Origin of the sequence: Amycolatopsis jejuensis, assembly GCF_000717335.1 — a bacterium.
Lineage (GTDB): Bacteria > Actinomycetota > Actinomycetes > Mycobacteriales > Pseudonocardiaceae > Amycolatopsis > Amycolatopsis jejuensis.
Genome location: NZ_JNYZ01000006.1, coordinates 317,219 through 337,425 on the forward strand (window position 1 = coordinate 317,219; position 20,207 = coordinate 337,425).

Annotated in this window: 14 protein-coding genes; all 14 read left to right on the plus strand. The window is 71.3% G+C overall.

All coding sequences use genetic code 11. The features are described 5' to 3' along the window. Nucleotides 1-28: 28 nt before the first annotated feature. The 14 genes from OO71_RS09715 to OO71_RS09780 all read left to right on the plus strand — a co-directional run bounded on the left by OO71_RS09715 (nt 29) and on the right by OO71_RS09780 (nt 20,133). Entirely contained in the window at nt 29-829 is an 801-nt protein-coding gene (locus OO71_RS09715; protein WP_245633613.1) for an L-tyrosine 3-hydroxylase, read from the plus strand. Next, nucleotides 826-1,719 carry an LLM class flavin-dependent oxidoreductase gene (locus OO71_RS09720; protein WP_033289331.1) on the plus strand — a complete coding sequence of 298 codons (894 nt, stop codon included), beginning with the start codon at nt 826-828 and terminating at the stop codon, nt 1,717-1,719. Before OO71_RS09715 ends, OO71_RS09720 begins: the two co-directional genes overlap by 4 nt. Further along, on the plus strand, nt 1,710-2,567 hold the full coding sequence (locus OO71_RS09725; protein WP_033289332.1) for a phenazine biosynthesis protein PhzF: 858 nt from the start codon (nt 1,710-1,712) through the stop codon (nt 2,565-2,567). Before OO71_RS09720 ends, OO71_RS09725 begins: the two co-directional genes overlap by 10 nt. Further along, complete coding sequence (locus OO71_RS09730; protein ID WP_051791390.1) at nt 2,564-3,799, plus strand: aminotransferase class V-fold PLP-dependent enzyme; 1,236 nt, start codon at nt 2,564-2,566, stop codon at nt 3,797-3,799. The genes OO71_RS09725 and OO71_RS09730 overlap by 4 nt, the downstream gene beginning before the upstream one ends. Continuing rightward, nucleotides 3,796-4,581, plus strand: a complete 786-nt coding sequence (locus OO71_RS09735) for a tryptophan 2,3-dioxygenase (protein WP_033289333.1) — start codon at nt 3,796-3,798, stop codon at nt 4,579-4,581. The genes OO71_RS09730 and OO71_RS09735 overlap by 4 nt, the downstream gene beginning before the upstream one ends. A 68-nt stretch (nt 4,582-4,649) precedes the next feature. Continuing rightward, nucleotides 4,650-5,693, plus strand: a complete 1,044-nt coding sequence (locus OO71_RS09740; RefSeq protein WP_033289334.1) for a methyltransferase — start codon at nt 4,650-4,652, stop codon at nt 5,691-5,693. Next, on the plus strand, nt 5,686-6,543 hold the full coding sequence (locus OO71_RS09745) for an alpha/beta hydrolase (RefSeq protein ID WP_033289335.1): 858 nt from the start codon (nt 5,686-5,688) through the stop codon (nt 6,541-6,543). The genes OO71_RS09740 and OO71_RS09745 overlap by 8 nt, the downstream gene beginning before the upstream one ends. Before the next feature lie 9 nt (nt 6,544-6,552). Beyond that, nucleotides 6,553-8,322: a non-ribosomal peptide synthetase gene (locus OO71_RS09750; RefSeq protein WP_033289336.1), complete on the plus strand. Its 1,770-nt coding sequence runs from the start codon at nt 6,553-6,555 to the stop codon at nt 8,320-8,322. Nucleotide 8,323: 1 nt separating this feature from the next. Further along, a complete protein-coding gene (locus tag OO71_RS09755) occupies nt 8,324-12,664 on the plus strand; it encodes a non-ribosomal peptide synthetase family protein (protein ID WP_084144836.1) in 4,341 nt (1,446 codons plus the stop codon). Continuing rightward, the gene (locus OO71_RS09760) at nt 12,657-14,021 is read left to right on the plus strand and encodes an FAD-dependent oxidoreductase (protein WP_051791391.1); all 1,365 of its coding nucleotides are present in this window, start codon (nt 12,657-12,659) and stop codon (nt 14,019-14,021) included. Before OO71_RS09755 ends, OO71_RS09760 begins: the two co-directional genes overlap by 8 nt. 14 nt (nt 14,022-14,035) lie before the next feature. Next, entirely contained in the window at nt 14,036-14,908 is an 873-nt protein-coding gene (locus OO71_RS09765) for an NmrA family NAD(P)-binding protein (protein ID WP_033289337.1), read from the plus strand. Between the two features lie 49 nt (nt 14,909-14,957). Continuing rightward, a complete protein-coding gene (locus OO71_RS09770; RefSeq protein WP_033289338.1) occupies nt 14,958-16,367 on the plus strand; it encodes an LLM class flavin-dependent oxidoreductase in 1,410 nt (469 codons plus the stop codon). Nucleotides 16,368-16,402: 35 nt separating this feature from the next. Then, complete coding sequence (locus OO71_RS09775; protein ID WP_063740037.1) at nt 16,403-17,800, plus strand: glutamine synthetase family protein; 1,398 nt, start codon at nt 16,403-16,405, stop codon at nt 17,798-17,800. Further along, nucleotides 17,797-20,133 (plus strand): trimethylamine N-oxide demethylase, encoded by a 2,337-nt coding sequence (locus OO71_RS09780; protein WP_033289339.1) that lies wholly within the window; start codon nt 17,797-17,799, stop codon nt 20,131-20,133. Before OO71_RS09775 ends, OO71_RS09780 begins: the two co-directional genes overlap by 4 nt. The last annotated feature ends 74 nt before the right edge of the window (nt 20,134-20,207 follow it).

Genomic DNA, 20,207 nt, shown 5'->3' on the forward strand with positions numbered 1-20,207 from the left:
GCCGGAACCCGGCCGGCCCTTCGCGGTGGTGCCGGACGAAACCACCGGGAACGAACCCCCGGCACCGGAAGTGCCGGAGTACGGCATCTTCGGGGTGCATCCGGTCGACCCGGAGCCGGTCTTCCGGTATCGCTGGATCCTGGGCCATCAGGTGTCTTTCGCGCTGTGGCGGGCGATGTCCGGGATCATCGGGGACCACGAATCCACCGTGCCCGGCCCGGCGGAACTGGATTCCCTCGCCGCCTTCGTCGACGGCTACAGCGCGGCACTGCTCTACGCGTCGACGGTGCCCCGGCCGCACTACCACAGCCACGTCCGGCGCAGCATGGCGTTGCAGCATCCGGCTTTCAGCGGGACCTGGGCGCCGGACTACCGCCCGGTCGGCCGTCTCTTCCGGGGCAAAATGCGCTGGCAGGGCGGGCTTTCCTGCGCGGGTCTCGACGCGGCCATGGCGCGGAACGCCGCCACCCACGACTACCTCGCCGACCACCTCGTGCCGAACGGGCGATCGCTGCTCCGGCAATCCGCGCACGAGGCGGCGTCGACCGTGTCGCGGGAGAAAGAAGCGCTCTACGACGAGTTCTTCCTGACCGTGCGCCGTCCGGTCGGCCGGGCCGAGTTCGTCCGCCAGCTTCGGGCGCGGGTCGCCGAGGTGGGGCAGGACCTGGCGTGCCACGGCTTGTACCCGAACGTCGGCGGGCAGCACCATCCGGTCGTCTCCGGACCGGCCGGGGCGGCGTTGATCACCTTGGTGCCCGAGGTGCTCCGGACGCTCGCCCGCGCGGCCCGGTTCGTCGCCGCGCCCCGGCTGCAGGGGGTGGGACGGTGAGGCACGGCATCGTGCTGCTTCCCGAGCACGAGTGGAAAGTCGCCGCCGAGCGCTGGCAGGTCGCCGAGGAGCTCGGCTACGACCACGCGTGGACCTACGACCACTTGACCTGGCGCTGGCTGGCCGGTCGCCGGTGGTACGCCTCGATGCCGACGCTTGCCGCCGCGGCCGTCGCCACCCGGTCCATCCGGCTCGGGGTCCTGGTCGCCACCCCCAACTTCCGGCATCCCGTGGTGTTCGCGAAGGACCTGGTGAGTGTCGACGACGTCGCGGGGGGACGGATGATCTGCGGGCTGGGGGCCGGCGCGCCCGGCCCCGACGCCGTCCTTCTCGGCGGCCCGGACCTGCGCTCGCGCGAGAGCGCCGACCGGTTCCGCGCCTTCGTCGAGGTGCTCGACGAGGTGCTCGTCGGCGGTACCGCAGGCGAAGCGTCGGCCTGGTATGCGGCGTGCCGGGGCACGTTCCACCCGCGGGCCGGGGACGGGCCGCGGGTGCCGTTCGCCGTGGCGGCGACCGGGCCGCTCGGAATGGCGCTCGCCGCCCGGTTCGGGCAGTACTGGGTCACGTCCGGGCCGCCCGCCGATTTCGGCAGGCGGCCGCTGGCCGAGGTGTTACCGGTGCTGCGAGACCAGCAACGCCGCGCCGATGCGGCGTGCGAACGCACCGGGCGGGATCCGGCGACGCTCCGCCGGTTGTTCGTGGCCGACGCTTCGGTGGGCGGGATCACCGGTTCGGTGGCCGCCTACGAGGACGCGGCAGGCGAGCTGGAGGAGGCCGGTTTCACCGACCTGGTCGTGCATTGGCCCCGTCCGGAACCGCCGTACGAGGGCGACGAGCAGGTCGTCGCCGATTTCGCCGGGAAATGGCTGCAGGGTGCGCGATGCGGGTGACGAGGGTGGACATGTTCGGCACGGCTTCCGGCCGCGGCAGCACGCTCGACGTGCTCGTCCCGGACGGGCCGTGCGGCTCGCGTGACGGGGTCGCAGCCGACGCGGTGGCCGGTGCGGCCGCGCACGCGGGCACGACCGCCGACACGATCGAGAGTGTGCTCGTCGGCGAATGCTCCCGGGCGGAAAAGACTTTCTCCTCGCGGATCTTCAACACCGGCGGCGAGACCCCGTTCGGCATGCACTCGCTGGCGGGCACGGCCGCGCTCCTGGTCACCAGGGGCGTGCTCGCCCCGGGCGAGGTCGGGCGGAGGTCGGGCGGCGAATGCCAGTGGCTCACCACCGACGGCCGGACCGTCGAGGTGCCTTTCACCGGCCCGGTCGTGGACCACGAGATCCCGGCCGAACCGGCGGTGTTCGGTCCCTACGCCGGCTCGCCGCGGAGCTGCGGGGTCGGCCGGGCGTTCACTTTCGTGCGGGTCGGCGAAGATCCGCGGGCGCTGCCTGCCCCGGATGCGGCGCGGCTCGCGGTGCTCGGCCTCCGCGACCTGACCCTGTTCCGCTGGGATCCGGCCCGCCGGGAGGTACTGGCGCGGGTGTTCGCGCCCGGGTTCGGTCTCCCGGAGGATCCGGGCTGCCTCCCGGTGGCCGCCGCATTGGGACTCATCGCACGGGGACTGGTCTCGGATGATCGGGCGCCGGTGACGATCCGCCAGGTGACCCTGGAGGGCACCGAATCGGTGCTGCACTGCGCCGGTTCGGTCCGGGACGGTACGGCGGAGCTGCGCGTCACCTCGCAGGTGCGGATCGTCGGGGACCTCGTCCCTGCCGGGAAGGCGGACCCGGTATGACGACGTACCCCGGCCCCGCGACGGCCCCGCCTGCCTCCGGCGGGAACGAGATCCTTCGCCGGGACACCCTTGATCCGCTCACCTCCTACGCCCATGCCTATGCCACGGACGGAACCGTGCACCTCAACGGGAATTCGCTGGGGCCGCCGCGGGCGGACCTGATCGGCGAGCTCGACCGGGTGGTGCGCGGCCAGTGGCCGCGATCCCAAGTACAGGCGTGGTTTCGCGACGGCTGGCTGGACCTGCCGCGCACCATCGGCGACAAGCTCGCTCCGCTGCTCGGCGCGGCGCCCGGGCAGGTGGTGGTCGCGGGCGAGACGACGTCGACGACGCTGTTCAACGCGCTGGTCGCGGCGTGCCGCCTGCGGGCGGACCGGCCGGTGGTGCTCGTCGAAGCGGCTTCGTTCCCGACCGATCTCTACCTCGCCGCGTCGGTGGTCCGCTTGCTGGGGCGCGAACTCGTCGTCGAATCGGCGGAGGGCTTCGATTCTTTCCTGCACACGCACGGGGCACGGGTGGCGGTCGCGGTTGCCTCGCCGGTGGACTTCCGCACCGGGGAACGGCGCGAAATCGGGCCCACGACTGCGCGGTGCCACGCGGCCGGGGCCATCGCGCTCTGGGATCTCAGCCACGCGAGCGGTGTGCTGCCGGTGGACCTCGACCCGAGCGAGGTGGACCTCGCGATCGGGTGCGGATACAAGTACCTCGGCGGCGGGCCGGGAGCGCCCGCGTTCCTCTACGTCGCCGCTCGTCTCCAGCCGGAGGTGGATTTCCCGCTTTCGGGATGGCACGGGCATGCCCGGCCGTTCGCGATGGCACCGGCGTTCGAGCCGGCCCCGGGCATCGACCGGGGGCGGACGGGCACCCCGCCGCTGCTGAGTCTCGTCGCCTTGAACCACGCCCTCGACCCGCTGCTCGAGGTGGGGATCGATGCCTTGTACCGGCGCAGCCGGGAGCTCGCCGGGTCTTTCCTCGACTGTCTCGGCGCGCGCCGTCCCGATCTGCTGGACCGCCTGGTCTCGCCGCGGGACGCGGAGCGCCGGGGCGGGCATCTCGCACTGCGGATCCCCGGCGCCGAACGGATCGAAGAAGAGCTCCGAGGTCGTGGCGTGCTCGTCGATTCGCGGCCGCCGGACCTGATCCGCTTCGCCTTCGCTCCGCTGTACGTGACGCACGTGCAGGTACAGCGCGCGGTCGGCGAGCTGTGCCAGGTCGTGGGTGAAACGCCATGAGCCGGACGGCGGAATACGTGGCCTACGGCCGAATGGACCAACTGCACGAGCTTCAGCAGCCGCGCAGCGATGCCCGCGGCGAGCTGAATTTCCTTCTGCTCAGCCATGTCAAGGAGTTGCTGTTCCGCGCGGTGACCGACGATCTCGGCCACGCCCGGTACGCGCTGGAACAGGACGACGCCGCCGGTGCCTGCGTGGCGCTGGCCAGGGCGGCCCGCACTCAGCGGGTGCTCGTGGCCTGCTGGGAATCGATGAACGGCATGTCGGTCGACGAGTACGCGGCTTTCCGGCACGTCCTCGAAAACGCCTCCGGAGTACAGAGTTTCGCTTACCGCGCCCTGGAGTTCGCGATGGGGAACCGGCCGCCGGAGCAGGTCGCGGCGGTGGCCGTGGACGGCCACGAATCCCTGCGCGCCGAGCTGGCGAAACCGTCGGTGTACGACGCGGCCCTGCGGCATCTGGCCCGCCAGGGGTTCGCGATCCCGGTGCCCTGCCTGGAGAAACCGGCCGATCGGCAGCATGAGCCGGACGTGCTCGTCGAGGACGTCTGGCTGGAGATCTACCGGGATCCCGGGCAGCACCGGGAAGCGCACCGGCTGGCGGAGTGCCTGCTGGAGGTCGCCTACCAGTTCTCGCAGTGGCGGGCGGTGCATCTGCTCGTCGTCGAACGGATGCTCGGCGGCAAGAGCGGTACCGGCGGCAGCGACGGGGCCGCCTGGCTCCGGGCGATCAACGAGCATCGCTTCTTCCCGGAGCTGTGGACCTTCCGCACCCGGTTGTAGGCACGACCGGCGCGACGGCCGGAAGAACTTGTGCGGTATGCCAACCCGACCCGATGGGGAGCTGTGTGATGACGAAGCCGGTTGACCTCAGTTCGCTCGTCCCGGTGCTGTTCGGGTTCGCGGCTTTCCAGCAGCTGCGGGCCGCGTCCGAACTCCAGTTGTTCGAATACCTGTCACAGCAGGGGCCGGCCGGCAGCGACGAGGTCGCCGCCGGGCTCGGCCTTCCTGCCCGGTCCGCGCGCACCCTGCTGCTGGGCACGACGGCGCTCGGCCTCACCGAACGCACCGGGGACCGGTACGTGCCGAGCGCGGCCATCCGCGCCGCGATCGACGACGGTACCTGGCCGCATCTGCGCAGCATCATCGATTTCCAGCACCGGCTGACCTATCTTCCGGCGCAGGAGTACGCCGAATCGCTGCGGGCAGGCCGGAACCTCGGCCTCGCGCACCTGCCGGGGTCGGGCCACGACCTCTACACCCGGCTCGAGGAGAACCCGGAGCTGGAGAACCGGTTCTACCAGGGCATGCATTCGTGGTCCGAGCTGTCCAATCCGGTGCTGCTGCGGCAGGTCGACTACCGGGGGGTGACCAGCGTCCTCGACGTCGGCGGCGGGGACGCGGTCAACGCGATCGCGCTGGCCAGGGCCCATCCACAGCTGAAGGTGACGGTGTTCGACCTGGAGGGCGCCGTCGAGCTGGCGCGCGACAACGTCGCGGCCGCCGGGCTCGGCGACCGGATCGACGTCGTGGCGGGCGACATGTTCGCCGAGCCGATGCCGGGCGGCCACGACCTCGTGCTGTTCGCCCACCAGCTGGTGATCTGGTCGCCGGAACAGAATGTGGCGTTGCTCGGGCGCGCCTTCGAGGCCCTGCCTCCCGGCGGCCGGGTGGTCGTGTTCAACGCCTTCGCCGACGACGATGCCACCGGCCCCTTGTACACCGCACTGGACAACGTGTACTTCACCGTACTGCCGTTCGAGGAGTCGACCATCTACCCGTGGCGTGATCACGAAGAATGGCTTGCCGCAACGGGTTTCGCGGACATCACCCGGATTCGCAGCGAAGGCTGGACCCCGCATGGCGTCATCGAGGGGCGCAAGCCCGGTGAGTGAACCGAACCTGCTCGACCGGGAATACATGCCGAGCCGGCTCGCCCGTGACCCGGCCGGGTCGCTCCGCCGGTACCGGACCCGCAGCGACGAGGCCCGGGCGCGGCTGGAGGTGCGCGAAGCGGTGCCGTACGGGTCTGCTGCCGTCGAACGCTGTCACGTGTTCCCTGCTGCGGCGCGGCCGGGAGCCGGGGCACCGGCACTGGTTTTCGTGCACGGTGGGCACTGGCAGGAGTCCGGGATCGACGAAGCGTGCTTCGCGGCGGAGCACGTCGTGGCCTACGGATTCGCTTATGTGGCGGTGTCGTACGGCCTCGCGCCCGATCGGACGGTGCCGGACATGATCACTTCGGTCCGGGCGGCGCTGACCTGGCTCGCCGAAACCGGGCCGGTGCACGGGATCGACCCGGACCGGATCCACGTGGCGGGCAGCAGCGCGGGTGCGCACCTGCTCGCCGCGGCCCTCGCCGGCCCGGTGGCCCCGCGGGTCCGCAGTGCCTGCCTGCTGAGCGGGCTGTACGACCTCAGCGAGATTCCGTGGACCTCCGTCAACGACGCGGTCGGCCTGTCTCCCGGTGCCGCCCGGGAATGCAGCCCGCTCGGCATGCCCGCTCCGCGGTGTCCGGCGGTCCTGCTGGCGGCCGGCGAGTACGAGACCGACACCTACCGGTGCCAGCAGGCGCGGTACGGGGAATACCTCGCCGCGCTCGGGGTCCCGGTGACGACCTGGTCGGTGCCCGACCGGGACCACTTCGATCTGCCCCTCGACCTGGCGGACCCGGCCACCCTGTTCGGCCGGATCAGCATGCAGCACTTCGGGATGGCGAAATCCTTTCCCGGGAAGGAACGGTGACCTCGCGCGATGAAGAAACCCGTGACTGCCGCGCCGGCCGGCGAGACGATCTGCGCCGCCTTCGCACGCACTGTGCTGGAATACCCGGTACGGGAAGCACTTTCCGACGGTGAGACCGTACTGACCTACCTGGATCTGGATGCAATCAGCAACCGGATCGCGCGGGTGCTCCGTGACCGCGGCCTGGTCCCCGGCGACCGCGTCGGGGTGCACTTCGACCGCTGCCTCGCGACCTACCAGGTCTTCCTCGGCGTCCTGAAAGCCGGTCTCGTGGTGGTGCCGTTCAATCCCCGGCACCCGGCCGCCCACCGGGAGCGGATGTGCCGGATCGCCGGACTCGCCTTGACGGTGACCGGGTCCGGTCCGGTCGACGGCCTCCCGGATGCGGACTGCCTCCCGCTCGGCAAACTGCTCTCCGCGGCCGCGGCCGTGCCAGGGGAACCGCCGGACAGCGGGGTGGATGCCGATGCGCCCGCCTTCGTCCTGTTCTCCTCCGGGTCGACCGGCGAGCCCAAGGGGGTGGTCATCGCCCACCGCGGCATCGCGCGGGTTTCCCGGCATCTCACCGGTTTCACCCCCGGGCCCGAGGACCGGTTCCTGCAGCTCGCGCAGCCCGCCTTCGCCGCGTCGACCACCGACATCTGGGGTTGCCTGCTGCGCGGCGGACGGCTGACGGTCACCCCGCAGGACATGCTTCCGCTCGGCGATCTCGCCCGTACGGTGCGCCGCGAGCAGATCTCGGTGCTGAACCTCTCGGCAGACCTGTTCGGCCTGCTCGTCGAGCACCACCTCGACGTGCTCGGCGGGGTCCGGTCGGTGATCGTGAGCGGTGACTTCCCCTCGGCGCAGCACCTCGGCCGGGCGCTCGGCGCGATGGACGGCGGGGACCTGTTCAACGCCTTCGGGTGCACCGAGAACTCCGCGCTGACCGCGGTGCACCGGGTCTGCCCGGAAGACCTTTCGACGGCGGAAATCCCGGTCGGGCGGCCGATGCCGGGGGTGGAGATGTCGGTGCGGACCGGGACGCTCGGCGCCTGCCCGCCCGGTGAGATCGGCGAGCTGTGCATTGCCGGGGACGGCGTCGCGCTGGGCTATCTCGGCCCGCCCGAGCTCACCGCGCGGAAGTTCGTCCGGCACGAGGGCAGGCTGCTGCTGCGCACCGGGGACCTGGCGAAGGTGACCGGGGACGGCGAGATCGTGCTGGCCGGCCGGACCGATCAGATGGTGAAGATCCGCGGGTTCCGGGTCGAGCCGCGGCACGTCGAGATGGCCGCCGAGACGGTGCCCGGCGTCGGCCAGGCGGTGGTGCAGGCCGTGCCTGCCGACGGCGCGGCCGACCGGCTCGCCTTGTGGTGCGTGCCGTCGCCCGGCCATCGCGTCGCCGAACGGGATCTGCTCGCGGGACTGCGGACCCGGCTGCCGGACTACATGGTCCCGCCCGTGGTGCGCGTCCTCGACGCGTTCCCGCTCAACGCCAACGGCAAGATCGATCGCCGCGAGCTGGTGTCCGGGCTGGCCCCTTCCCGTCCCCGGGCGGAGCAACCGGCGGACCGGCTCACCGCGGTCGTGGCGCTCACCCTGTCCGAGGCGCGCGACGGTGCGGAGATCGGACCCGATGACGATCTGCTCGAAAACGGGACCACGTCACTGGACCTGATCGATTTCGGGGCGCGGCTGGAGGACGTGGTGGGGGTCGCGCTGGCGCCCGGAGAGATCGTCGAGGCCGGCACCGTGCGCGCCGTCGTGTCGCTGATCCGCACCAAACGGAACCGGGTGTGAGATGACCGCACCGAGCAAGCGATCCGCACCCGGCGCCGGGCGTTTCCCCGCTTCGCCCGCGCAGCCCGGCCTCTGGTTCGCGAGCGTCCACAGCGCCGACCCCACGGCGTACAACCAGCCTCTGCTGCTGCGTCCGGGAGTGCTGTTGGACCACGCCGTGCTCGTCGAGGCGCTGCGCGCGGTCCACCGGGCGCACTCCGCGCTGCGCACCACGTTCGAAACGGATGACGGCGGTGAGCTGAGCCAGGTCGTGCACGAGGTGCTCGATCCGATCGTCGACACGTGCGACCACCGCGGTCGGGGTACCTCGGACTGGGTGGCGGCTCAGGTCGCGGAGGTCGCGGCCACCGTCTTTGACCTGCACACCGGGCCGCTGGTCCGCGTGCGGCACCTCCGGCTCACCTCCCGGCGCCGGAGCGTGCTGGTGTTCAACATCCACCACACGGTGTTCGACGGGATGTCCTTCAAGCCTTACCTCCGTGCGGTCGAAGCGGCGTACACCGCACTCGCGGCGGGCCGCGAACCGGCGATCCCGGCGTGCCGCCAGTCGGTCGAGTCCTACGCGCGCTGGTCCGAGCGATGGACCGGCGCCGGCATGCCGGAGTACTGGCGGCGCACACTGGCGGACGCCCCGGCGCCGCGGCCGGTCGGGCTGCCGGGCGAGGGGCCGCCTGCCCACATCGTCCGCAGCGTCGCCCTCGACCCGGTGCTGTCGGAGCGGGTTGCCGGATTCTGCCGGGCCGAGGGCATCACCACGAGCATGTTCTTCGTCGCGATCGGGTTCGTGCTGCTGCACCGGCAGACCGGCCACGACGACGTGCTCCTGGGAATGCCGGTCACCGTGCGCCGGGGCGGGGACGCGGACGTGCTCGGGCACCTCACCAACACCGTCGTGCTCCGGCACCGGCTCGGGGCCGGAGCGACCGCGCGGGACGTCCTCCGCTCGGTGAAGGACGAAATGCTCGGCGCGCTCCGGTACCGGGACACCCCGCTCGAGGCCGTGGTGAGCGACCTCCGTGCGGCGGGAGCCGGCATCGGCGGCGCCGGCGACCTCTTCCGCACCATGATCACGGTGATGCCGTCGGGGTCTCGCCGGCTGGCTCTCGGCGCCTGGGACGTGGACACGTGGGAGCACGTGCCGCCGGGGGCGAAGTACGACCTGGCGATCCTGGTGGACGAGACGCCGGGCCGGTACACGCTGGTCGTCGAGCACCGGACGGCGGCTGCCGACGGCGAGAGTTTCACCGGTTACCTGGCCCAGCGCCTGCCGGTCCTGATCGCGAGCGTGCTGGACGACCCGGGCACGCCGGTGGGTGACCTCCGCTGGATCGGCGGCGAGGAAGAGCGGGCGATCGCCGGATTCTGCGCCCGGCAGGCCGCGGCGCCGGAACCGGGCCCCGCGGCGGCGGACCTGGTCGTCTCGGCCGCCGGGGCGTTTCCGGCCGCCCCGGCGATCGTGGTGGACGGCGTCGCGACGGACTACGCCGAGCTGGAGCGGCGGGCCGGCGTGGTGGCCGCGGAACTGGCCGCGCGGGGGGTCCGGCCCGGTGAGCCGGTCGCGGTCCTGATGCGCCCCGGCGCCGATCTGGTGGTCACGATCCTCGGCATCCTCCTGGCCGGCGCCGGTTACGTCGTGCTCGACGCCGATCATCCACCCGAGCGGCAGCGGTTCGTACTGCACGACTGCGGTGCGCGGATCCTGGTGCACGCCAACGGGATCGGCCTCACCGGGCTGCCCGCGGGGGTGGAGGTGTTCGGCCTGTGCCAGGCCGGTGCTGCGCCATCCCGGGTGCGCACCTCACCGGCGGACCCGGCCTATCTCGTCTACACCTCCGGCTCGACGGGACGGCCGAAGGGCGTGCCGATGCCTCAGGCCACGCTGGTGAATCTGGTCCGCAATCAGGAAATTCTTTCCTCGGGGCGCCGGCTGACCACCCTGCAGTACATGCCGCCGGCCTTCGACGTGTTCACCCTCGAGGTCTTCGGAACCCTGTGCAGCGGAGGCACTTTGGTGATCCCCCCGGCCGGCGCCCGCACCGATTTCGGGGAACTGGCAGCGTTCATGGCCGCGCAGCGGATCGAGCGCGCCTATTTCCCGTACGTGGTGCTCCGCGAGCTCGCCGCGGTGGTGCGGTCGTCCGACAGTGGCTTGGCTGGCCTGCCTGATCTGCGCGAGGTGTACGTCACCGGCGAGCAGCTGGTGGTGACCGAGGACCTCCGGGAGATGTTCCGGCGAAACCCGCAGGCACGGCTGATCAACGCGTACGGGCCGTCCGAAGCCCATCTCTGCAGTGCGGAGCGGCTTCCGGCGGACCCCGGTACCTGGCCCGCGCTTCCGTCGATCGGACGGGTGGTCGACGGCATCGACGCGTACGTGCTGAGCGATGCGGAGACGCCCCGGCGAGCCCCGTTCGGGGTGGAGGGGGAACTCTGTGTTGCCGGGCCGGTCGTCTCATCCGGGTACGTCGGCCTGCCGGAGATCACGCGCCGGGCCATGGTGCCCGATCCCTTCGTGCCGGGACGGACCATGTACCGCACCGGGGACGTCGTGGTGCTCGCGGCCGACGGGCGGCTGCACTACCACGGCCGGGCCGACGACCAGGTCAAGATCCGCGGGTACCGGGTCGAGCCGGGCGAGGTCGAGGCGGCGCTGGAGCGGGAGCTGGCGGTGACCGCGGCGGCGGTGATCGCCGTCCCGGACGGTGGTGACCGGGTGCTGCACGCTTTTGTCCAGAGCGGCACGCCGCTTCCGCCGGACTGGCGGGCCCGCCTCGGCGTGGTGCTGCCGAGCTACCTCATCCCGCGCACGATCACCCGCGTCGACGAGTTTCCGTTGACCTCGAACGGAAAAACCGACCGCCGCGCGCTGATGACGGTCCACCGGGCCGGCGCGGCCGCCTCCGCCGGGACCGGCGAACCGGCCGCCGGCTGGACCGGCGCCGAACGGGAGATGGCCGGGCTGTGGGAGCAGGTGCTCGGGCACCGGCCGGCCACGCCGGAGGCGGACTTCTTCGGGGAGGGCGGGCATTCGCTGCTCGCCGTCCGCCTGCAGCGGCAGGCCGAACGGCGGTTCGGCAGCGAGATCGCGCTCTCGCGGCTGCTGCGCACCCCGACCGTGCGTGGCATGGCACTCAGTCTCGGCGACGGCCAGGCGGACGGCACGCCGGACCTGCGCGCGGAATCCCGGTTGCCGGACCTTGCGGTAGCGGACCGGATCCCGCCGGTGGACGGCACGGTCCTGCTCACCGGGGCGACCGGATTCCTCGGCAGCCACCTCCTCGACGAGCTGCTGCGGGCGGGGCGCCGCGTCGCCTGTCTCGTCCGCGCCGCCACCAGGGAAGAAGGGGACGCGCGGCTCCGGGCGGCGATGCGGCAATTCGCGCTCGACCCGGCGCGGATCGGCGAGGTCGAAATCTGGCCCGGCGACCTCTCCAGCCACCGCCTCGGCCTGGACGGCGGCTACGAAGCGCGGGCGCGCCGGGTACAGGAGGTCTACCACGCGGCCGCGCACATCAACTTCGTGGTTCCGTACCACACGGTGAAACACACGAACGTCGACGGAATGCGGCGGCTGCTCGAATTCTGCGCGGTCAACCGGACTCCGCTGCGGGTGATCTCCACCCTCGGCGTCTTTCCGCCGGATTCCACCCTGGGCGTGGCCGATGAGCACACGGTGCCGGGGGACCCCGCGTCACTCGGGATCGGCTACTCGCAGAGCAAGTGGGTCGCCGAGCGGATGGCGGTGCGGGCGCGGGACTCCGGCCTGCCGGTCACCGTGCACCGGGTCGGCCGCATCTGCGGGCACAGCCGCACCGGAGCGGGCCGGCCCGGCGACTTCTTCTGGCTCCAGCTGAAGGGGTTCGCCGAGCTGGGCTGTTACCCCGGTGACCTCGCCGGGGGACCGCCGGTCGACCTGCTTCCGGTGGACTACGTGGCGAAGGCGATCGTGCGGCTGTCCGAAGCCGGGGCGGACAACGAAAACTGGCACCTGTTCCACCCGCGCGGGCTCACCTGGCGCGAGATCCTCCGCACGATGCGCGCGGAGGGGTATCCGGTCCGGCCGGTGCCGCCTGCCGAATGGATGGCGGCGCTGGAACGGCAGGCCGGGACGGGCGGCCGGGAAAGCGGCCTCGGGCCGTTGGTGCCGCTGATGCGGGAGGGCGCGCTGCGGCTCGGCGACCTGGCGTTCGGCAACGGGAAATCCCGCACGGCCCTCGCCGCGGCGGGATGCCCGATCCCGGCCGCCGAGCCGGCCTGGATCCGGCGGATGTTCGAGTACTTCCGTTCGCGCGGCGCGATCGCGCCGTCCGGGCGGGAAGAGGGGGAGGACCACGATGGCTGAGCCGGACGGACGGGCGGTGGTGATCATCGGGGCCGGCCCGGTCGGGTGCGCGCTGGCGGCGCTGCTGCGGCGGCAGGGGATCCGGGTGGAGGTCTTCGAGCGGCAGGAGGAGCGGGCCGCCGGGTCCGGCAACTCCTTCAACCTGACCCTCACCTCGCGCGGCCTCGACTGCCTCCCGCCACCGGCGAAACGGCGGCTGTACCTGCAGGGGTCGGTGCTGGGGAAACGGATCATCCACCACCGGGACGGGGCGATCTCCACGCAGCCCTACGGCACCGCCGACTCGCACCACCTGCTGTCCATCCCGCGCCGGGTGCTGCAGGACATCCTGCGCGACCACGCCGTGCGGGCGGGCGCCCGGATCCATTACGGGCAGACCTGCGTCGGTGTGGACCCGGCCCGCCCGGCCGCGCTGATCCGGGGCCGCGACGGGGCAGCCGCCTGGGTGCCCGCCGATCTGGTGGCCGGCTGCGACGGGGCGAACAGCGCGGTGCGGGAAGCGATCGCCCGGGCCTATCCCGCGGACCTGCGGGTCAGCCGGGAATCCATCGAGCACGGCTACGCCGAGATCACCATGCGGTACGGCGACGCCGATCCGACCGGCATGCACCTGTGGCCGCGCGGAGACCATTTCCTCCAGGCACAGCCGAACCGCGACCGGACGTTCACCACGAGCCTGTTCAAGCCGCTGGCGGCGGACGTCCCGCGGCGGCAGTTTTCGGGTCTCTGCTCGCCGGCCGCGGTCAGTGCCTACTGCGCCACCGAATTTCCCGATGTCTTCGACCGGATGTCCGGGGTGGGCGCTCAGCTGACGGCGCGGCCGCCGGGCCGGCTCCGCATCGTCGGCTGCGCGCCCTACCACCGCGAACGCGCGGTGCTGGTCGGCGACGCCGCACACACCGTCGTCCCGTTCTTCGGGCAGGGCGTCAACTGCAGTTTCGAGGATGCCGCGACCTTGGCCGGGCTGCTGGAGCGGGCAAGGCCCGGTGCCGTGGCGGACATCGGCCGCGAGTACAGCCGGTCCCGGGTACCGGTGGGCCATGCGCTGGCGGACCTGTCCCTGCGCAACCTCGAGGAGCTCTCGTCCCACGTGACCGATCCGGCATTCCTCGACCGCCGCGCACTGGAGCGGCGGCTGCATCAGCAGCATCCGGAGTCCTACACGCCGCTTTACCAGCTGGTGGCGTTCACCAGCACGCCCTACGACGCGGTACAGCGGATGGACCGGGAGCGGAGCGCGGCGCTCGATTCCCTGTGCGAGGGCCGGGATCTGCGCCGGGACCAGGACGTCATCATCTCCGAATTCGCGCGGAAGTACGGAGACGGCCGCATGCGGGGAAGGCAGCGCACGGGGTGAAAAGGAGGAATCTGATGCGGATCGCGGTCACCACACCGCTCGGCAACGTGGGATCACGGGTCACCGAACTGCTGATCCAGGCGGGGGTACGGCCCGCGGTGCTGCTGCGGGACCCGGCGAAGCTCAGCCCGGAGGTCTCGGCCCGGGTGGACGCCGTGCAGTGCGACCAGCGCGACGCGGACGCCGTCATCGAGGCCACCAAGGGGGTCGATGCGCTGTTCTGGGTCGATCCGCCCGGCCTCGACCCGGATCCGGTCGCCGCCTACACGCTCATCGGGGCCAACCTCGCGCGGGCCATCCGGCACAACGGCATCGGCCGCACGGTGTTCCAGAGCAGCGTGGGTGCCGAAAAACGCCACGGCGCAGGGGAAATCGACGGGCTGGCCAGTACCGAGGAACAGATCGACAAGCTCGGGGCCTCGGTCACGCACCTGCGCTGCGGCTACTTCTTCTCGAACCTCCTGCTGAGCCTCGATCAGCTCCGGCGGGGATACCTCGCGACCACTTTCCCGCTGGACCACCCGATGCCCTGGGTCGACCCGCGCGACATCGGGGACATCGCGACCGCCCGGCTGCTGCACGGCGGCTGGTCGGGCAGGCAGGTCCAGGCGGTGCACGGCCCGTGCGACCTGACCTTCGCGCAGGCGGCGGAGATCATCTCGGCGTCGACCGGGAAACCGGTCGACGCGGTGCGGATCACCGACCTGGAGTTCCGGAACGTGCTCGCGAGCAGAGGGCTCGGCGCCATGCAGATCGAGGCGATCGTGCGGATGCCGATCGGCCTGCGCGAGGAGTTCCGGGCCGAGGACGAGCGGTCGTTGCTGACGACGACCTCGACCACCCTCGGCGCCTGGGCGCACACCGTGCTGCGGCCCCTTCTCGCCTGAGGGTCCGCAAGCTGCGCACAACCTCCCGATCAGTGAACGGAGAAGGACGATGACGGCTCGGCGGATGCGCTTGTTCGCTTTCGACTTCCTGGGGCCGGCGCACCTGTCCGCGGGCACCTGGCGGCATAAGGACGACCGGGGCCATCGCTACACCGATGTGCGGTACTGGACCGGCTATGCCCGGCTGCTGGAAGAAGCCCGGTTCGACGGCATCTTCTTCGCCGACAACGTCGGCTACCACGACGTGTACGAGGGCAGTGTCGCCGCCGCGCTCGCGGACGCGGCGCAGATTCCGGCCAACGACCCGTTGCTCGTGATCTCGGCGATGGCCAGCGTCACCACCGGGCTCGGCTTCGGGGTGACGGCATCGACCGCCTACGACCATCCGTACTCACTGGCCCGCCGGTTCTCCACCCTGGACCACCTGACCGGCGGCCGGATCGGCTGGAACGTGGTGACCTCCTATTCCGAGAGCGCCGCCCGCAACCACGGGGTCGCCCGGCAGATGCGGCACGACCAGCGCTACGAGCGGGCGGCCGAGTACCTGGAGGTGGTCTACAAGCTGTGGGAGGGCTCCTGGGAGGACGGCGCGGTGGTGCGCGACCGCAACCGGTGCGTCTGGGTCGATCCGGCGCGAGTGCACGAAATCGGCCATCACGGCGAGTACTTCACGGTCCCCGGGATCGCGTTGTGCGAGCCCTCGCCCCAGCGGACGCCGGTGATCTTCCAGGCAGGCGGCTCGCCGAAAGGACAGCGGCTGGCCGCGGAACACGCCGAAGCGGTCTTCACCAATTCCGTGTCCATGGCTGCGCTGAAGCGGCAGGTCGACACGCTGCGGGTGATCGCCGCCAACCGCGGGCGTGATCCACGGAGCCTGAAGGTGCTGCACATGCTCAACGTGGTCTGCGCTCCGACCGACGAGGCCGCCCACGCGAAACACGAGGAATACCGCAGGCTGGTCAGCACGGCCGGGGCGATGGCCAGGTACAGCGGCTGGAGCGGGCTGGACATGTCCCAGTTCGACCTCGACGTACCGCTCGGGCACGTCGAGACCAACGGCGGGCAGACGATGATCGACATGTTCTCCACGATGGAGCCGGACCGGGAGTGGACCCCGCGCGACGTGGCCGCCTTCATCGGCATCGGGGGCACCGGGCCCACTGTCGTCGGCTCGCCCGCCACCGTCGCCGACGAGCTCATCCGCTGGATGGAGGTGACCGGGGTCGACGGGTTCAACGTCGGGCACGCGGTGAAGTACCAGGACATCGCCGATTTCATCGACCTGGTGGTCCCCGAGCTGCAGCGCCGCGGCGTGATGTGGACCGAGTACGACGGGACCACGTTGCGCGAAAAGCTCTACGGGCCCGGCGTCGTCCGGCTCCGCGACGATCATCCCGGGCACGGCTTCGCCCGCCCGCGGGCCGATGCCCCACTGCCGGCGCAGAACGCGAACCGGTGAACCCGGGCGCCGGAACCGACTCCAGGAGAGAAATCGTGAGTACTGATCTCGAGGATTTCACCGGCACGCCGGGGCGGGGCGGCGAGATCGCCCGGGTCCGCAAGCTGATCGACGAGCACGACGTCCGGTACCTGTACTTCCAGTTCGTCTCGGTCACCGGGCGGGTGCTCGGCAAGGGGGCGCCCTCGGCGTGCTGGGAGAAGTTCGCCGAAACCGGATTCCAGCTGGTCTACGGTGCGACCGCGAACCTGTTCACCGACCGCCACGGCGAGTACATCGGCTACGGCCCGGAAGCACGGGAGCTCGTCGGCATTCCGGAACCGGAGACTTTCCGGGTGCTGCCATGGGATCCGCGGACCGCACGGGTGTTCTGCACGTTGTTCCGGGGCCGGGAGGAAGAGGAGGCCCCTGGCGCATTCCTCAGTTCCGACTGCCGCGGCAACCTGCGGCGGATCCACGAGGACTTCCGGCAGGAGACCGGACTGCAGCTGCGGGTGGGCACCGAGCCGGAGATGATGTGGTTGAAGCTCAATCCGGACGGCACCCCGTCGGTCGAGGGCGCGACGAAGCCGTACTGCTACCACCTCGACCAGTTCGCCGAGCTGCAGCCGGTGATCCACCGGGTCATCGAGTACAGCGAGGCGATGGGGCTGACGATGATCCAGGGCGACCACGAGGACGCGCCCGGCCAGCTCGAGCTCAACTTCGCCTTCGCCGAGGCCGGGGTCACCGCCGACCACCTCACCACGTACCGGCAGGTCTGCCGTCAGGTCGGCCGGGAGATGAACCTGTACCCGTGTTTCATGCCCAAGCCGTTCACCGGGGTGTCGGCCAACGGGTGCCACCACAACCTCTCACTGTGGCAAGGGGACGAGAACGTCTTCCTGCCGCAAGGGGACGACCCGCGGCTGCCGAGCAAGATCGGCCTGAACGCCATCGGCGGGGTCCTCGCGCATCTGGAAGCGCTGACCTGCATCACGGCTCCGACGGTGAACTCCTACCGCCGGTTGTGGGACACCGGGTTCTGGGCTCCGCTGTTCGCCGACTGGGGCTATCAGAACCGGACCACCGCACTGCGGGTGAGTGCCCCCGGCCGGTTCGAGTACCGCTGCGCCGACTCGTCGGTCAACCCCTACCTGTCGTGCGCCGCGCTGATCAGGGCGATGCAGGACGGAATCCGCGGCAACCTCGATCCGGGGCCGCCCGAGGAACGCAACATCTACGAGGCCATGGCGGGGGGAAAGGAGGTCAGGAAGATCCCGCTGAACCTGGGTGACGCACTCCGCGCACTGGCGGCCGATCCGGTGATCCGGGACGCCCTGCCCGGCGACCTGTACCGGGTCTTCCACCACTACAAGACCGACGAATGGGAACGGTTCTGCGCCGCGGTGACCGAGTGGGACGTCGAGGAGTATCTCGACGTGCTTCCGTGACCGGGCTCGCCGGCCGGCGCCCGCGGCTCGTGCTGCCCGGGCTCCTGCCGCCGGAGCCCGGCCGGGAGACCTACTGGGTACGGCCCGGCGGAGTCACCGCGCTGACCGTCGAGGGCGGCGACGAGCTGACGGTGATCGATCCCGGGGGAGACCAGGTCGCCGAAGTCACCGTCCTCGGTCCGGCCGGAGAGGACTTCGGCGCGCTGGACGCCGTCGCGGACTCGCCGGCCACCACTCTGCGCGGCCTCGCGGAGCGCGACGGCGAAGCGGTTCTCCGGGCGCTGCACCGCCGGGGCCTCCGTCCGGACGACGCGACCGCGGTGCGGCTTTTCGGGCCGGGCTCCGCTGCCGGTGCCCGGCGGACGTTCCCCGCACTGCGCTCGGCGACCTGTGTGATCGCCGCTCCCGGCAGGCGGATGCGGGTCGACGAGCAGGATCCGCCGTCCGATCTCGTCGTCGAGGTGCGCCGGGCGAAGCCACGGCCCGGCCGCGAGCGGCCGCTGCCCGAGCCGCTCGCGGAACCGGTGCTGGACCTGCGGATCGAGCGGGCGTCGGCGCATTCGTACGAGGTGAAGGCGGGGCAGTTCATCCAGGTGCTCGATGTCGAAGGAAGGCAGTGCTCGGATTTCCTGGCCTTCCGCCGCGACCGGCTCGACGACGGCGTCGAAAGAGGCCTGGACCAGACCGCGACGCGATATTTCATGGCCAGCGCCTGCCCGCGGCCCGGGTTGCACGGGAAGTTCTACGACCAGGACCTGCAGCCGCTGGTGGAGATCGTCCGGGACACCGTCGGCAGGCACGACACGTTCGGGCTCGCCTGCAACCGCAAGTACTACGAGGATCTGGGCTATCCCGGGCACGTGAACTGCACGGACAACTTCAACCGCGGGCTGGCGCCGTACGCGATCGCGCCCCGCCGGGGCTGGCCGGCACTGAACCTGTTCTACAACACCATGTTCGACCGCGACGACTGCCTCGTGTTCGACGAGCCGTGGTCCCGGCCGGGCGACTACGTGCTGATGCGCGCCATGACCGACCTGGTGTGCGCCTCGTCCGCCTGCCCGGACGACATCGACCCGTCGAACGCGTGGCACCCGACCGACGTGCACCTGCGGGTCTACCCGGCGGAACGGCAGTTCTCGGTGGCGATCGCGCACCGGGTGACGTCGGCCGCGGTGCCCCGGTTGACCAGGCAGAGCGGATTCCACCCGCGGACGTCGGCGCTGACCCGGCAGCTGACCGAGTACCGGGGCTTCTGGCTGCCGTCGAAATTCGACGCCCACGGCGCGGTGGAGGAGTACTGGGCGTGCCGTGAGCACGCCGCGGTGATCGACCTCTCGGCGCTGCGGAAGTTCGAGGTGCTCGGCCCGGACGCCGAGGCATTGCTGCAGGCGTCGGTCACCCGGAATGTGCGCAAGCTGGCCGAGGGACAGGTCGTCTACACGGCGGTGTGCACCGAGACCGGCGGCATGATCGACGACGGCACGATCTTCCGGCTCGGCGCGGACCGCTTCCGGTTCGTCGCCGGCGACGAGTACACGGGGGTGTGGCTGCGGAACCGGGCGGCCGTGCTCGGGCTGGACCGGGTGCGGGTGAAGGACTCGACCGACCAGCTGCACAACATCGCCGTGCAGGGACCGGAGAGCCGGGAGCTGCTCCGGGAGATCGTGTGGACGCCCCCGGCCCAGCCGTCGTTCGGCGACCTCACCTGGTTCCGGTTCGCGATCGGGCGGATCGGCGACCACAACGGCATTCCGGTGGTCGTGTCCCGCACCGGGTACACCGGTGAGCTCGGCTACGAACTGTGGTGCCATCCCGCGGACGCGCCCGGATTGTGGGACGCCGTCGCCGAAGCGGGCAGGCCGCACGGGCTGACCCCGCTCGGCCTGGACGCACTGGACGTGCTGCGGATCGAATCCGGCCTGGCCTTCGCCGGAAACGAGTTCGACGACCAGGTCGATCCCTACGAAGCCGGGATCGGGTTCACCGTGCCCCTGAAATCCAAAGAGGACGATTTCAGCGGCAGGGCCGCCCTCCGGCAGCGCAAGGCGAACCCGCAGCGCCGCCTGGTCGGCCTCGAACTGGCCGGCAACGAACCCGCCGGGCACGGAGACAGCGTGTACGCAGGCCGGTTCCGGGCCGGAGTCGTCACGAGCGGGACCCGCTCACCGGTACTGCGCAAGAACATCGCCCTGTGCCGGATCGCGGTGGACTACGCCGCACCCGGCACGGAGGTAGACGTCGGAAAGCTGGACGGGCACCGCAAACGCATCCCCGCCGTAGTGGTCGGATTCCCGTTTTACGACCCCGAAAAGACCCGGCCCCGCTCCTGACCGCGGGGAACGTTCCCAGGCCTCTGCGGCCGGTTTTCGTCTCCCCGCGGCCGGTGCCATGTTCAGCTCAAACC